The 14,874-nt window shown below is 34.5% G+C and carries 11 protein-coding genes and 1 other RNA gene; 3 read left to right on the forward strand and 9 right to left on the reverse strand.

Annotated features, from left to right (window positions below; all coding sequences use genetic code 11):
* Window positions 1–4: 4 nt before the first annotated feature.
* From F9279_RS09660 to F9279_RS09695, 8 genes are all read right to left on the reverse strand, one after another.
* Window positions 5–1,771 (reverse strand): sensor histidine kinase, encoded by a 1,767-nt coding sequence (locus tag F9279_RS09660; protein ID WP_193224527.1) that lies wholly within the window; start codon window positions 1,769–1,771, stop codon window positions 5–7.
* 118 nt (window positions 1,772–1,889) lie between these two features.
* Complete coding sequence (locus F9279_RS09665; protein WP_152112438.1) at window positions 1,890–4,109, reverse strand: glycosyl hydrolase family 95 catalytic domain-containing protein; 2,220 nt, start codon at window positions 4,107–4,109, stop codon at window positions 1,890–1,892.
* A complete protein-coding gene (locus F9279_RS09670; protein WP_152112439.1) occupies window positions 4,109–6,793 on the reverse strand; it encodes a beta-glucosidase in 2,685 nt (894 codons plus the stop codon). Before F9279_RS09670 ends, F9279_RS09665 begins: the two co-directional genes overlap by 1 nt.
* A gap of 144 nt (window positions 6,794–6,937) precedes the next feature.
* On the reverse strand, window positions 6,938–8,941 hold the full coding sequence (locus F9279_RS09675) for a beta-galactosidase (protein ID WP_152112440.1): 2,004 nt from the start codon (window positions 8,939–8,941) through the stop codon (window positions 6,938–6,940).
* Window positions 8,942–9,119: 178 nt separating this feature from the next.
* A non-coding RNA gene (ssrS, locus tag F9279_RS09680) (6S RNA) lies at window positions 9,120–9,309 on the reverse strand.
* Window positions 9,310–9,376: 67 nt separating this feature from the next.
* The gene (efp, locus tag F9279_RS09685) at window positions 9,377–9,934 is read right to left on the reverse strand and encodes an elongation factor P (RefSeq protein WP_152112441.1); all 558 of its coding nucleotides are present in this window, start codon (window positions 9,932–9,934) and stop codon (window positions 9,377–9,379) included.
* 12 nt (window positions 9,935–9,946) lie between these two features.
* Window positions 9,947–11,008 carry a M24 family metallopeptidase gene (locus F9279_RS09690; protein WP_152112442.1) on the reverse strand — a complete coding sequence of 354 codons (1,062 nt, stop codon included), beginning with the start codon at window positions 11,006–11,008 and terminating at the stop codon, window positions 9,947–9,949.
* A gap of 153 nt (window positions 11,009–11,161) precedes the next feature.
* Window positions 11,162–11,698 (reverse strand): YqhR family membrane protein, encoded by a 537-nt coding sequence (locus tag F9279_RS09695; protein ID WP_152112443.1) that lies wholly within the window; start codon window positions 11,696–11,698, stop codon window positions 11,162–11,164.
* 194 nt (window positions 11,699–11,892) lie between these two features.
* Between F9279_RS09695 and F9279_RS09700 the strand changes: the two genes are divergently transcribed.
* Both F9279_RS09700 and F9279_RS09705 read left to right on the forward strand, forming a co-directional pair.
* On the forward strand, window positions 11,893–12,834 hold the full coding sequence (locus F9279_RS09700) for a DUF1385 domain-containing protein (RefSeq protein ID WP_152112444.1): 942 nt from the start codon (window positions 11,893–11,895) through the stop codon (window positions 12,832–12,834).
* Between the two features lie 128 nt (window positions 12,835–12,962).
* On the forward strand, window positions 12,963–13,343 hold the full coding sequence (locus F9279_RS09705; RefSeq protein WP_152112445.1) for an SA1362 family protein: 381 nt from the start codon (window positions 12,963–12,965) through the stop codon (window positions 13,341–13,343).
* 99 nt (window positions 13,344–13,442) lie between these two features.
* Here F9279_RS09705 and F9279_RS09710 read toward each other — a convergent pair whose 3' ends face one another.
* Window positions 13,443–14,327 carry a patatin-like phospholipase family protein gene (locus F9279_RS09710; RefSeq protein WP_152112654.1) on the reverse strand — a complete coding sequence of 295 codons (885 nt, stop codon included), beginning with the start codon at window positions 14,325–14,327 and terminating at the stop codon, window positions 13,443–13,445.
* 230 nt (window positions 14,328–14,557) lie between these two features.
* Between F9279_RS09710 and F9279_RS09715 the strand changes: the two genes are divergently transcribed.
* Window positions 14,558–14,788 (forward strand): spore coat protein, encoded by a 231-nt coding sequence (locus F9279_RS09715; protein WP_152112446.1) that lies wholly within the window; start codon window positions 14,558–14,560, stop codon window positions 14,786–14,788.
* Window positions 14,789–14,874 lie beyond the last annotated feature (86 nt).

The raw sequence follows: 14,874 nt of genomic DNA on the forward strand, positions 1-14,874 counted from the left end.
CCCTTTATTTTGTTGATGGAATTCTAACCCTTACAGTTGTTCCTTTTCCTTCTGTACTTTTTATACTTAATCCGAATTGATCTCCGTACATTCTTTTTATTCTTTGATTAACATTATTTATACCGATTCGATTTCCTATTTCTTCTTTAGTTAATATATTTTGTATTTCAAGTAAGTTTTCTTTAGATATCCCTTTTCCATCATCTTGGATTAAAATATGAATATCCTCTCCCACCTCCACGATATTAATAAGGATTTGTCCACTCTCCGCTTTTTCTTCAATACCATGGACAAATGCGTTTTCGACAATTGGCTGCAAGATAAGAGGAAGGATATTGTATTGTGCTGTATTCACTTCTGAGGTTATTTCATATCTTATTCTACTACCAAAACGCAGCTTCTGAATTCGCAAATATAGAAGTAAGAAATCAATTTCTTCACTCAATTTCACGTATCTTTGTTGGTTATTTTCAAGGGAACGTCTTAATAATTTGCTCAGGATTTTTACACTTTCAGATACTTCCTTATCCTTATTTTTTAATGCTCTCATCCGAATCATTTCTAACGTATTATAGAGGAAATGCGGATTTATTTGGCTTGCTAATAACTTGAATTCCGATTCCTTTTGCTGAAGTTGCCAATTTTTTTCTTGGAGTTGATGTTGGTAGTTTTTATGTAATAACTCCCGCAAGCTTTCCATTGTTGTATAAAGCTGATTATAGATATCTCTTAATTCATCATTTCCATCAATTGTAATCGGTATGTCAAAATCACCGCTGGCAACGCTTTGCATGGAATCCTTTAATTGTAATATTCTTCTATCCATTGAATTGGTATACCTTTTAATGACAAACAACACTAACAACATAACGATGCCAATTATGGTATAACTTTTTATCATAATTTGATTTACTTCATTTAATAACTCTTCATTATTCATCACGGTAACCACTTGAAAGTGATTAGTAATAGACTTTGGTAACTCTAGCAGCTGGCCAAAGAAGATAAATGGTTTTGTTTCTTTCATCTCTATATAATAAGTTTCGCCAACATTCATTTGCGAACTTTGCATTTTCTTTTGTAATTCCTTCGTTAAATAAGGTTTGGGTGTATGAGTGGCATATTGGAAACTAGTCATTTCATTGTCTAATAATAGGACATTGTCAATAGTAGCCGAATTTAAAATATCCATGAGCGACAAATTGTCTACATATATGGCTAAGACACCTAAAAATTGATTTTCTATATCATATACACTTCTGATAAGTGCCAAAAATGTTTTTCCAGTTACAGGATCTATTATATTTCTCCAAGAAATTTTTCCTTTACCCATAACTGCATCTTCATACCAATCAGTTTGCCTTATTTGGTCATCAGTAACAACAAAATTAGAATTTGTCATAAATGATGTATTGTCAATAAAAAAACGGATATTTGCAAGATTTCTATGATAGTTAAGAAAGTAATCAAATAAAGTAAATTCATTATATCCTTCTATCATTTCCTTAGGATTGCTATATTTTTTTTGAACTAGTTTGGCCAATCCAGGATCCTGATAAATCCAATCTGATATTTGAATAATAGAGGTAAAATTGCCCTCCAATCCTTTTCTGACTCTTTCTGTTTCGACCAGTATATCTCGTTCTCTAGATTCAATCATGTCTTGTCTAATGTTAATCGTTAAATATATTCCTACTATAAAAACAGGAATAACTACACTTAAGAACATCAACATTAATCGTTTTTTAATAGGAATAAATCTATTCTTCATCTTTTTCATCGCCTCTTCACTAGACGCTTTATTTAAAAAAAGGGGAGGAAATACCTAACTTAACTTACAGGTAAACCTTCTTCCCGCTCCCATTAACCATCTATGAAACTACCAAATACTATTTTGTAAAAGAAAAGGACACATAATACTGCCACCTTTGATTGTCTAGCTGTTTTATTTCATATGATGCCTCTTCTATTAATGCATAATGAACTCCCAGATTTATAACTGGGACAAGAGGTTCTTGCTTAACTAAGATTACATTAGCAAAACCTTTATCTACATCCCATTCCAATGAATGCAAGTAAAGCCGATTCGGTAAATATATCCCTCTCAGTCTACCTTTATTTAAAAAATAAGGAACTGTTTTTAGAATGGTTATGGATTCATCGTATTCAGAGTATACTAAGCAATCATGAATTACCTTTGGCAGAGACCCATTTGCGTCGACATTAAATACTTCTTTCCCACTGTAATGGGCAGTTGCCAAAGAATCCATAAACGCATTTTCCAAAATAAGTGCTTCTAAGGATTGTGTTACCTTGTTTACCTGTTCTAAGCTTATGGCACACATAGCTGCATGCATTCTTCCATGGGAAGAAGTTGTATCTCCTTCTAAGTTATTTAACCAAGAATCCATTCGTTTTTCGAAGGCGATTTCTGCGGCTTTCCATAATTCTGGTGTGCTTTTATTAATTTCTTTTGTTTGAAATAATGGATATAAATTAGAAAAATGACGATGATTATCATTTTCTACCGTTCTTTCATCTAACCATTCAGCTATTCCTCCATCATCTAGTAAACGATACTCAGGGATTTGTCCATACAGTTCTGTAAATTCCTCTTCCACATCCTCATCTAAGTAATGCTTTGCATCAAAATAGTGTTTTAGCACACTTTTCATAATCGCAATATCCATTGTTGTGTTATCTCCCATGCCATTTTCAGCGGAATAGCTTGGAGATAAGAGGATTTTGCCTTCTCTCTGTTGGCCATAATCTAAATAGAAGGAAAGTACTTCTTTATAAAATGGGACACACTCTTCTTTTAAGAATTTTTCGTTCTTTGTATAATGCCAATATTCATGATAAAAATGTGCAATCCAACCTGCTCCTGAAATCCAAAAAATTAATGGCCACTCTTCATTCCAATGAACATGTTTTGCCGTCGTGCTTGCATGCGCTGGGACTAAAAATCCATTGCATCCATAATAGGACTTTGCATTTTCTCTAAAATCTGGAAAATACTCCTTTATGCGTTCAAAAAAGCTTAGATATTCTGGAAAATAACCACTACTTGCAAGAGATGAAATGGCTAATTGTACATTTGTATCAAAGGTATAATCCCCGCTCCATGCTGGCTGTAATGTTCCTGACCATATTCCCTGCAATGTTGGAATTCCTTGCGCCATTGATTGAATAATATACCTGGAGGCCTGATAAAAGATTTGTATAAATTCAGGTGTCACTCTGTTAAGCGCTCTCATTTCTGAAAGTACTTCTTCTAGGTATATCGTTTCCTCTTCATCTGTTAGCAATAGTTGTACAGAGTTATATTTATCTTGGAACCATTCCACATGGTTTTTTAATGCCTTTTCATATGAATCTATTTCTAAAATTTCTTCATCCTTTTCCACATATTGAATGGTAAAGTAAATTTCAGTAGCATCTTCAAAAACTAGATGCTCTTTACTAGCAATAATACTTCCTGTACAACTATGCATAGATAAAACCACATCATACCCTGAATGATCCTGATATCTATTTTCCCATTTTAACTGTCCCTCAGACGAGTTCAATAGTTGCTGAACAAAATCAATTTCCCCCCATATGACTGGAGAAATTCGACCTGATATCGGATGCTCACTTTCCATTTTCCCATAAATACAATCATTATTTTTGGAAGCAAATAAAACTTGCTCTACCTTTCCTCCTATAGAAGATTCGTAGGTTATTCGTATAGTTCCTCTATTAAAATCAGTCATACGTTGGTAGTTTTCAACTGAATCGTTCTTTATCTCTAACAGAAATCTTGCAGCAGGAATAAAAGGGTCGCTCATTGTTAAACCCTCATATCCTAACTCTTTTGCTTTCTCATAAAAATAGTGGATACCTTTCGTATAGCCTTCTATATCTATGATGTTGCGGAGTTTTTCTATATGTGGAGCTAAGTAAGGTAGATTATGCATATTATTACTCTTTAAAAAGAGATCTTGCTTGGATAAATCCAAATAGGTTGCATCTGGTGCTCCATATAGCACCATACCCAACCCTCCATTTCCTATCAATAGACCATCTTCCCAACGATTAGCAACCTGACAATTAATTAATTTTGTCATTAAATATCACCCTTCTTTAAAGTGATTAACTGAATTTTCGAAGTAGATTCGAGAATAAAGTCTTCTTGCTTTCCTTTGTTCATGGGAATGAGGATTTTTCTTTCTTTAGCAGAGTAGGTTATCTTACTATTACCATTATTGATAATTAACTCACCATCCTCTTCTGTATGATAATGGAGTATGTACTCCTTTTCCCTAAATTCTACCTTCTTGTATATCAATTTACCGAATGGGGATAGTTCTACACAGCTTTCTTTTTCATTAGTAACAGTGCTGTATGCCTTCTCATAATCATTAAATGCATGTAAATTTAACTGGTTGGAAACCATACGTCCCTCACTCTGAGATCCATTCACTTTAAAAATACTGGTCCATTTACCTTCGATGGACGAAAAATTAACCCAGATCCTTCCTGACCCTTCTGGCAATCTAAATTTCTCTACTCCTACATCATAGAATTCAAACTCTTTTGCGGATAGATAAAAATGTACTGTCTTTTCCTCACCAGGATGAAGGTTTAATTTTTGAAATCCTATTAATTTTTTTGGTAATTTAATAGGTTCTTCCGCTTCTAATTGCCCGTAGACTTGGACGGTATCTGTAATCTCTTTATTAGAATTATTCTTAAGCACTACTCTTAAGGAAAGAGGAGTATTCTTTGATAATTCTTCGTTTTCTAATACACAGTTTGTTATCGCTAGTTCACCATAAGTTAAACCATATCCAAATGGATATAAAACCTCTTTATCAAAATAGTGATATGTTCTTGGATACTTAATATAATCATAGTTTGTGATAGGCGGCAAAGCTTTCTCATTCATAAACCATGTTTGTGCAAGTTTTCCAGTTGGTGCACATTCTCCAAATAGAATATCACTCATTACATCTCCTAATTCTTGGGATCCATGGGTAGTAAACAAGATTGCTGGAATATGCTTTTGTGCCCATGTCAGATCAAAAGGATAACTTCCAACCACAAGTAGCACAACATTAGGATTAACTTTATAAACCGCTTTCAAAAGTTCCTCTTGTTTCTGTGGTAAACTTAATCCTGGTCTATCCTGTGTTTCTTTCCCATTAATCATAGGATGATTACCTAAAACAACAAGGTTAACACTAGCATTTTGGGCTAAGCGAACTGCTTCCGAAATCCCATTTTCTTGTGTAATAAATTGGATGGATTGCTGATTATTAGAGATTCCAATACTATTTTCCAGCCTACCAATTGGTTTGTTATTCCAAGAATACCATTTTTCTTCACCTTTTATCCAGAGTTCTTTTATAAACCAATCAAATACTTCCTTTTTATGCAGCTTGAATGATTTGGTTTCATCATTTAGAGCAAGATACTGCTCTGTACTATTATCCTTAATAACAAATTGATTATATCCCCAGTCTTCTAGCGTAAAGTCTCCTTTTTTCTCTAGCACAAGATTTCCATCCATAGAAATCCCTACTTCTTTTCCACTGACATGAATCTTAATTGAATCATGACTAGAATGGAAAGTTACTAGTTCTTCCCCTAGTGTTTTTATCATACTTTCTGCAATTGTTTTTTCTTTTGTGGGATAACCGCCGTACCAGTCTCTTAAAAAAACATTACCAAGTGGTCCGCTTATGGCTAGCTTTGTATTTTTATCCAAAGGAAGAAAGTTATTTTCATTTTTTAATAAAACTACTTGCTCAAGAGTAGCAAGTCTAGCTATTTCTGCATGCTCTTTCCCTGCTAGCAAATTCTTGTCTACTTGGTCATATGGACAAGATTCCGTAAAATGACCGAGTCGAGCACGCACTTTCAATATATTTCTAACTGCCTGATTTATATCATCTTCTGTAATTAACTGCTTTTCTATCGCTTTAAAAGCTGCAGATTCTACTAACTCCTTATTATCCACGAAACAATCTATTCCACTTTTCAGAGAATCGGCTAAGGCCTCTTCATATGTATTATAGTATTGATACTCATCAACATTTAATGTAAGTGCCCCTCCATCACTAACAATAAATCCATCCATCCCCCATTTGCCTTTTACTGTTGTTAATATTTCTGGGGACTGCATGCAAGGGATTCCATTAACTCCGTTATAAGCAGTCATCAATGACTGTGCATTTGCTATTGTGATAGACGGTTCAAATGCTTTTAAATAATACTCTTCTTGGCTTCTTAATGGGATAAAGTTTGAAGTTGATTCTCTTCCGACCTCATTATTATTGCCGAAAAAATGTTTTGGGGCTGCAGCCATGAGAAGATATTCTTCGTGATGCCCTTGCATTCCTTCAATTAAGCCAACACTTAGTTTGCCAGTTAAATAAGCATCCTCACCGTACGCTTCCTCATTTCTTCCCCACCTAGGATCTCTTTCCATATCGATTGTTGGAGCCCATAACGTCAACCAGGATTTCTTTCCAGATTCTAAATACTTTATTCGAGCTTCTGTCCCTATTACTTTTCCTACACTTTTTAACAATTCAGGATTCCATGTTTGAGCGAGCCCAAGGGGTAAAGGAAATCCTGTAGTATTTCCACCTTTTCGATCTACTACTCCATGTGCAGCTTCTCCACCAATATGATATTCATTAATATTTAATCGAGGAACACTTGATTGGCTAGTTGACAGCAATCCTATTTTCTCTTCTAGTGTAAGTAGTCCAACTAAAGATTCTACTAATGCATTATGCGACACCCATAAGTCCCCCTTATTATTTAAAGTTCAATAAAATCGGTATATAGTTTAAGGTCCAATCTTTTCAGCTTTCTATCTAACATGTTTGTAAGTGGGGAGTTATCCCCACTTTCGTCTTTACTAAGTATCGTTAATTGTCGGTTCCTATTCTGTGATTATTTTTACATCAAACGGCTCTAAAATAGTTACCCCTCCCACTTTCATGCTGGTAAGAATATCTGTTCCATGAAAAGGTAGGGAAACTTCAACAGATTTGTTTTGATGATTTATAATAAACCGATACTTGTTTCCGTTTTTTTCACGTACCTTCGTTTCCACTCCATCTGGCAAATCATATTGTGTAATTTCCAATCCTTCTAATACTTGATTTAGCAAGAGTTCCATCCCATTATTCCCCAGCATGGTGCCAACATAAAATGCTTGACCCTTACCTAGATGGTGTTTAGTCACTGCTGGTGTATGTTGATAAAATTCTCCTTCACCATATGTTGCCACAACTTCCGCCCCTTCTGGATGAATAATATCACAAAGCATTCTGCACGAGCTTGTTTCCCCATTTGTAAAATGTACATGATAGATTTTTTCAGGAGGTAAAGCATCAAACTCCTCCACCCATACACCCACAATTTCTCTAAGTGGGCCAGGATAACCGCCTAAATGTACATTGTCGCTTTCACCAACTAAACCACTCATCATAGTTGTTACAAAGCGACCTCCATTTTCTACATATAATTTAATGGCCGCTGCTTGTTCTTCTGTAATCATATATAGACAAGGGGCTATAAGTACATCATATGTAGCAAATGAACTGTTAATGGAAACGATGTCTATATCTATTTGACGGCGATATAATTCTTGATAGTAGTGATGAATTTGATCAACATATTTCAGTTCAATGGTTGGTCCACTCGTATATTCCAGTCCCCAATAATTTGGCCAATCAAAAATAATACCAACCTTTGCTGGTGTGCGTGCACCAATTAATTGTTCTCCGAGGTTATTTAACTCCTTACCAAGCTCTTCAATTTCTCGAAAAACTCTTGTATATTCTGTTCCAACATGATCAATGACTGCTCCATGAAACTTCTCACATGCACCAACAGATCTGCGCAATTGAAAGAATTGTACTGTATCTGCTCCATGGGCAACGGCTTGATAACTCATATTTCTCATCTGTCCCGGCCTTTTTAAAGAATTATAAGGCTGCCAATTTTGCTGACTAGGTGTCTGTTCCATAAGCATAAATGGATCACCATTTTTCAAACCTCTCATTAAATCATGCATCATGGCAGTAAAACTTACTGGCGTATTATAGCTTGGATAACTATCCCATGAAACAATGTCCATTTCTTTAGCCCACTTAAAATAATCCAAAGGTTTGTATGCACCCATAAGATTTGTTGTTATAGGTGTTTCTTTATCAAATTTTCTTATAGCCAGTTTTTCATCAATATAATTTTGCAATAAGGAATCTGAATTAAACCTTTTATAGTCTAATGAAATTCCTGCAAAGGCAGTCTTGTCGTTTCCAAATCCATCCCCTAATGCATTCGGAACCACTATTTCTTCCCAGTCATATATCTTATGGCTCCAGAAAGTCATATTCCACGCCTTGTTTACTTCATCAATTGATTTATATTTATCTTTCAGCCATACTCTAAATGCTTTTTCACAGTTGTCACAGTAACATTCCCCCCCATATTCGTTTGATATATGCCAACAAACGATTTCACTAAAATGCCCGTATCTTTCGGAAAGTTTCTCTGCTAAAAGGGGGGCAAACTTCTTAAAGGTTGGACTATTCGGACAATGATTATGCCTATGGCCAAATTTGTGCTTTCTTCCTTCAAAATCTGTTCGATTAACATCTGGATAGCGATGACTCATCCAGGCTGGTAAAGCTGCTGTTGAAGTTGCTAATACAATATGATATTGATGTTTTCTTAGCATTTCCATTATTCTATCTAATGTTGAAAAATCATATTCTGTTTCAGAAGGCTGTAATTGAGCCCATGAAAAAACATTGATGGTGACTGAATTAATATCAGCTACCTTAAAAATGCGCATATCTTCCACCCAAATTTCTTCTGGCCATTGTTCTGGATTGTAATCTCCACCAAAAAGCATTTTATTAAAATTAACAGTCACCAGTAACCCTCCATTCAAATGATTACGCTTACATATTTTAATCATATCAATTATTTATTAAAAAAAACCTGTAATTATTAGATATAAAACATGAAAAATTAGTGGTTCTCTTTGAAGGAATGTTCTTATGAAAATATTTCAATACAATAAAAAAGAAGGCAACCAATGGTTACCTTCTTTTTGTGCCGCATTTGCCGCTTAGGTGTATGGAGTTTCAAAACCTGCTCCACCAGGTGGGTGTTCGCAAAGGCTCTCATCATATGTCTTAAATGAAATCATTTAAGCCTGCTGATCCTTCCTTAATATAGAACTCCCTAATTAACGATAAAGGTTGAAACTTCATACGATAACGTACAACGCAGCGTTTATGTTATTATCATACCTCATTTGTACAATGAAAGCAAATGGTAATAACCGTTAATTTTAAACCATTAATTAAGCACGAGAAACATAACTAGCTTCAGAAGTGTTAATGATTAAACGATCCCCTTGGTTAACGAAGAATGGAACTTGAACAGTAACGCCAGTTTCCATCGTTGCTGGTTTTGTACCGCCTGAAGCTGTATCACCTTTAATTCCAGGTTCTGTTTCTGCAACTTCTAATTCTACTGTGTTAGGTAATTCTACACCAAGTGTTTCTGTTTGATACATCATGATATGAACTTCCATATTTTCTTTTAAGAATTTTAATTCATATTCAATAGTTGATGCAGCTAATTCAATTTGATCATATGATTCTACATCCATGAATACATGCTGATCTCCGCTTGCATATAAATATTGCATTTTGCGGTTATCGATTTGTGCTTTCCCTACTTTTTCACCAGCTCTGAACGTTTTTTCTTGTACAGCGCCAGTACGTAGGTTCTTTAACTTTGAACGAACGAAAGCTGCACCTTTTCCTGGTTTAACGTGTTGGAAATCTAGAACTCGCCAGATCCCGTTATCTACCTCTATTGTTAAACCTGTTTTAAAATCATTTACTGAAATCATGCAGTAATCCTCCTATAAAATAATCAATTCTTTTGTTGAATGGGTTAAAGCTTCATTATGATCATTTGTTATTAAAGTATCATCTTCAATACGCACTCCACCAACACCTGGAATATAGATACCTGGTTCTACCGTTACAACCATACCAGGCTCTAAGGGAGAATCGTTTCTAAAGGATAGAGCTGGACCTTCATGCACTTCTAATCCTATTCCATGACCTGTTGTATGTCCAAAATAATCTCCATACCCTTTTTCTTTTATGTAATCACGAGTTAAAGCATCTGCCTGAACGCCAGTTATACCTGGTTTAATCCCATCCATGCCTCTAAGCTGTGCCTTTAATACGATGTCATAAATCTCTTTTAATTTATCATCTGGGTTACCAACTGCTATTGTTCTAGTAATATCAGAAACATAACCATTATAGTATGCACCATAATCTAAAGTGATGAAATCACCAGCTTCAATAATTTTGTTCGTTGCAACACCATGAGGCAATGCTGATCTTTTCCCTGATGCTACAATCGTGTCAAAGGATGATGAAGTTGCGCCTTGTTTTCTCATAAAAAACTCTAATTCATTCGAAACTTCTAATTCCGTTTTTCCAACCTTAATAAAATCAAGGATGTGAGTAAACGCAGCATCCGCTATCTTAGCAGCTTCCTTTAATATCTTAATCTCTTCATTAGTCTTTATCAAGCGTAACTTTTCAATTATCCCTGAAACAGGCACTAATTCTCCATGAAAGACATCCTCTAAGTTTTTATACTCCGTAAATGTCGTATAATCTTGTTCAAAAGCAAGCTTCTTCACTCCGTATTTCTCAGCTTGTTGAGAAACTTCCTGAAGTATTGGACCTGTATGTTGTACTATTTCAAAACCTTCACATTCCGTGGTTGCTTGTTCTACATAACGAAAATCTGTTATAAATAATGCCTTTTCCCCTGTAATAAGCACAGAACCTGAGGAACCCGTAAAATTACTTACATAGCGTCTATTATAAGTGCTTGTAATTACTATTCCATCTACATTCAAACTAATTAATGTTTCTCTTATTTTTTTAAATTTCTCCATTAAAATCACTCCCTCTAAAAAAATACATCATTAACAATTAAATAATGTAAAAAATTTAAATTAATAAAAAATAATCATGTATATTATTCTAACATAAAATTCATGGGATTGTTTTATATTTACTATCACTCTTAAGAGGAAAGTTTTTTCCTATTAACCCTCATTTTCTGACGTTTTGCCACCGTGTCCTTTACTTGCTTTTAATTTTTGCAATTGAACTTCACTTTCTTCATAAGAAATAGTATATCCTACAAAAACACCATATAACACGTATAAACAAGCTGATGTAATGATGGTATCTCGTTTTAATTCAAGAAAAGGAGCCATTCCTGGAAAAAGGGGGTTTAAGATAACATAGACACAAAGAAATAAAGCAATACCAACCCCCATTCCTATATAGATAGTTTTGAACTTTCTTAAAGTCACATAATAAGCAAATGCTACAATAGTAGAAATAAAACCAATTGCAACAATACTTATAACAGTCCCTAACCAACTATTCTTCCAATTTCCAATTGCCCATGGTTCTAATATAATTCGTGGACTAAACTCAAGAAAGTTAAAAACATAAGCTACATACCCCATTGAAGACCAAAAAATTCCACCAACCATACCTGTCCAAATGACTAATGCAATAAATGACATCGGTTTTTCTTTTTCACTATGTGTTTGTTTTGTTACATTGCTCATTTACATACACCTCCAAAAATTAGTATGTCCGAAGACAATTATTCCCTTACATTATTTTTTTCAATTCATTAACAATGTGAAGTGAGACTAGTGGTTTTATTCTATTTTTAGTAATATAGAGATAGGGGATAGCTAGTATGACCATATTTGTACCTGTTTCCACCTAATTTAACCTGAGGTTGGTGTAACTATTCATGTCCAGTGAGCAAAAACCATTATATGGAGGCCAAGCTGTTGTGGAAGGTGTTATGTTTGGAGGAAAACACCATTATGTAACGGCGATTAGACGAAAAGATCAAAGTATCGATTATTTTCACCTCCCAAGAACAAAAAATGAAAAGCTTTCAAAATTAAAGAAAATCCCATTTTTAAGAGGCCTAGTTGCTATCATTGAATCTAGTGGAAATGGAACAAAGCATCTCAACTTTTCTACAGATCGTTATGATGTAGACCCTTCTGAAGATTATAAATTAGAAGAACAGGAACCTTCTAAATTAACCATGATTTTAGGTGTAGCTGCTATAGGAATTCTTTCCTTTATTTTTGGAAAATTCATCTTTACACTTGTTCCAACTTTTCTTGCCGCCATGCTCCAGCCCATTATCTCTGGTCATGTTGCCCAAGTTTTATTAGAGAGCTTCTTTAAGTTAATTTTATTACTAGGTTATATTTACTTTGTATCTTTAACTCCTCTTATAAAAAGAGTTTTTCAATATCATGGTGCTGAGCATAAAGTAATTAACGCCTATGAAAGTGGAAAAGAGTTAACAGTAGAAAACGTACAGGCAGCTTCCAGATTACATTATCGCTGTGGATCTAGCTTTATGCTATTTACCGTTATAGTCGGTTTATTTCTATATTTATTCTTCCAAACAGACAATTTAGTGGATAGAATATTAGTAAGAATTGCATTGATTCCTTTTGTAATTGGGATTTCATTTGAAGTATTACAGTTTACTAATAAGTTACGTGATGTTCCTGTATTACGATACCTTGGAGTTCCTGGACTTTGGTTACAATTATTAACAACGAAAGAACCAAAGGATGAACAAGTCGAAGTAGCTATTCTTTCTTTCCAAGAGCTTAAAAGACGGGAAGAAGAAACAGAAGCACAATTGCAAACAGGGATATTATAAAAAACAGTTAATTATTATCTGAACATTCATTTTTGTGAACCATTTTCATTTATTTGAATAAACTTTTCATCATATAAGTTTAAAAGTTATTAAAATTGCTCATCATGCTTTTAGGGAGGTGGCTTTTTTTGAAAAACCGATTTTCTTCTATACTATTTCTTACGATTCTTCTACTTGCTGGGGTCGGACTCATTACAAGTTTAATAAGCAATCCCTCTGGGTTCTTTTTGAATATCGTGATGCTTCTCGGTATTGGAGTCCTCATATGGCTTGTATTCCAGAGTCTAAACAAATCGAATCCTCAGAAGAAAGAGCAAAAGGCGTTTCTCAAAGCTGCTAAGCAATCGAAAAAAAGATTACAAACAAGAGAGAAATCTCCAGCTAAACCTTCTAGTTCTAATAGAGTATCTTCCTTAAAAGCCCATAAGCATCAAAAAAGCAGAAGCACAGCGAATTTAACTGTAATCGACGGCAAGAAAGGGAAAAAGAAGAATCGAGCTTCCTTTTAAGAAGCTCGATTCTTACTGTCGATCACTATACTTTTTTGATTCATCCCTTTTATTCTAATAATCTGCTTTTAAAAACTTCAGTTACTTCTATACAAATCATTAATAAGACCACCCTCTAAAAAATTTATCAGCATAGTCCCTTCCTAATTGAATTAATTTTTCTTGATCTTCTTTTGTTAAGGTAAATTCTGTAGCTAAAACTCCTTCAGTTGGTACAAATATAATGTTTTTTTCATGCTTTCGAGAGATATATCTAGAATCATGGGCATCTTTCATGGTCTCAAACATGGCACCAAATAAATCTATGGCATTATGAATTTGATGCTTTGGGTGATCTTTCAAATTATGGCTTAATTTTATTCCTAACACAGGTCTCGTTTTTAGCACATTCTCTTGATCAAATAGCCACATTGGAAAGTTACTTAACACTCCTCCATCCACTATCAAGCTTTTATTCTGTTTGCTCCCAATAGATACAGGCTCAAAAAAATAAGGTAGACTACAGCTCATTCTTATTGCTTTTGCTACAGAAAAGGTATGAGGATTCAATCCATATTTGGGCAAATCATCAGGTAAGATAAGCAATGCACCGTTTGTAATATCTGAAGCAACAAATCTTAAGCTTTGATGTGGTAAATCTGAAAAAGTCTTTATTCCTTTTCTAGCTAATTTATCTTCTATCCACTTTTCTAGCTCTTCCCCTTTATACAAACCCAATTTCCAATATAAGAAAAACCATTTAGCTAATGGAAAGGGTATTAATAGCCTTCTTTCATCCATAAAGGTTTGTAGATCTAGCTCTTCAAGAAGTTTTGCGATTTCCTCACTAGTGTATTTTGCAGCAATGAGGGCCGCTACAATAGATCCTGCACTTGTTCCTGCCAATCTTGAAAATTGGAAACCACGTTGTTCAATCACCTCAAATGCACCTACTAATGCTAAACCTTTAATTCCTCCACCAGAAAAGACTCCATCAATATACACCATTTTTCACTCCCTTATAACAAAGCAAGTGTACCTTGTAATGTATTTCAACATCCTTATGCCTTCATCCTATATTTCAATTTAATCGTGAACGGCACAAAATAGTACAAGGGACAAGTTAAATATGATTTTTTTGTGTAATAGTCTCCAGTAAGCTAGACGTTTTCATCAGTCAAAATAGGTATATACACATACACTATGTTGATTCAAGTTTTAGGGGAGGGAACATAATGTATAATCAAAATTTCTACACACAAGATCTAAGAAGAATTCGCCCTGGCTTTGGACGGCCTGGCTTTGGAAGAGTTGGTTTTGGTTTTGGTGGATTAGGGCTTGGTTTAGGATTAGTTGGAGGACTTGCAACTGGAGCATTACTTGGACCAGCATTATATGGAGGCTATGGTGGATATGGTTATCCTCCTTATGGATATGGATTCCCACCATTTGGATATTATTATTAATTAGTTTTATTAGATTTAATAGAAAAGGATGCTTCTTATTAGCAAAGAAGCATCCCAAACTGGTGACATTTTAAAGAAAATGTTAT

The organism is Bacillus sp. B1-b2 (assembly GCF_009183415.1).
GTDB lineage: Bacteria > Bacillota > Bacilli > Bacillales > Cytobacillaceae > Niallia.

What these genes read in the sequence shown, in the direction of transcription:
- F9279_RS09660 (WP_193224527.1), bottom strand. Translation starts at nt 1,771, where the DNA reads ATGAAGAATAGATTTATTCCTATTAAAAAACGATTAATGTTGATGTTC.
- F9279_RS09665 (WP_152112438.1), bottom strand. Translation starts at nt 4,109, where the DNA reads ATGACAAAATTAATTAATTGTCAGGTTGCTAATCGTTGGGAAGATGGT.
- efp (WP_152112441.1), bottom strand. Translation starts at nt 9,934, where the DNA reads ATGATTTCAGTAAATGATTTTAAAACAGGTTTAACAATAGAGGTAGAT.
- F9279_RS09690 (WP_152112442.1), bottom strand. Translation starts at nt 11,008, where the DNA reads ATGGAGAAATTTAAAAAAATAAGAGAAACATTAATTAGTTTGAATGTA.
- F9279_RS09695 (WP_152112443.1), bottom strand. Translation starts at nt 11,698, where the DNA reads ATGAGCAATGTAACAAAACAAACACATAGTGAAAAAGAAAAACCGATG.
- F9279_RS09700 (WP_152112444.1), top strand. Translation starts at nt 11,893, where the DNA reads ATGTCCAGTGAGCAAAAACCATTATATGGAGGCCAAGCTGTTGTGGAA.
- F9279_RS09715 (WP_152112446.1), top strand. Translation starts at nt 14,558, where the DNA reads ATGTATAATCAAAATTTCTACACACAAGATCTAAGAAGAATTCGCCCT.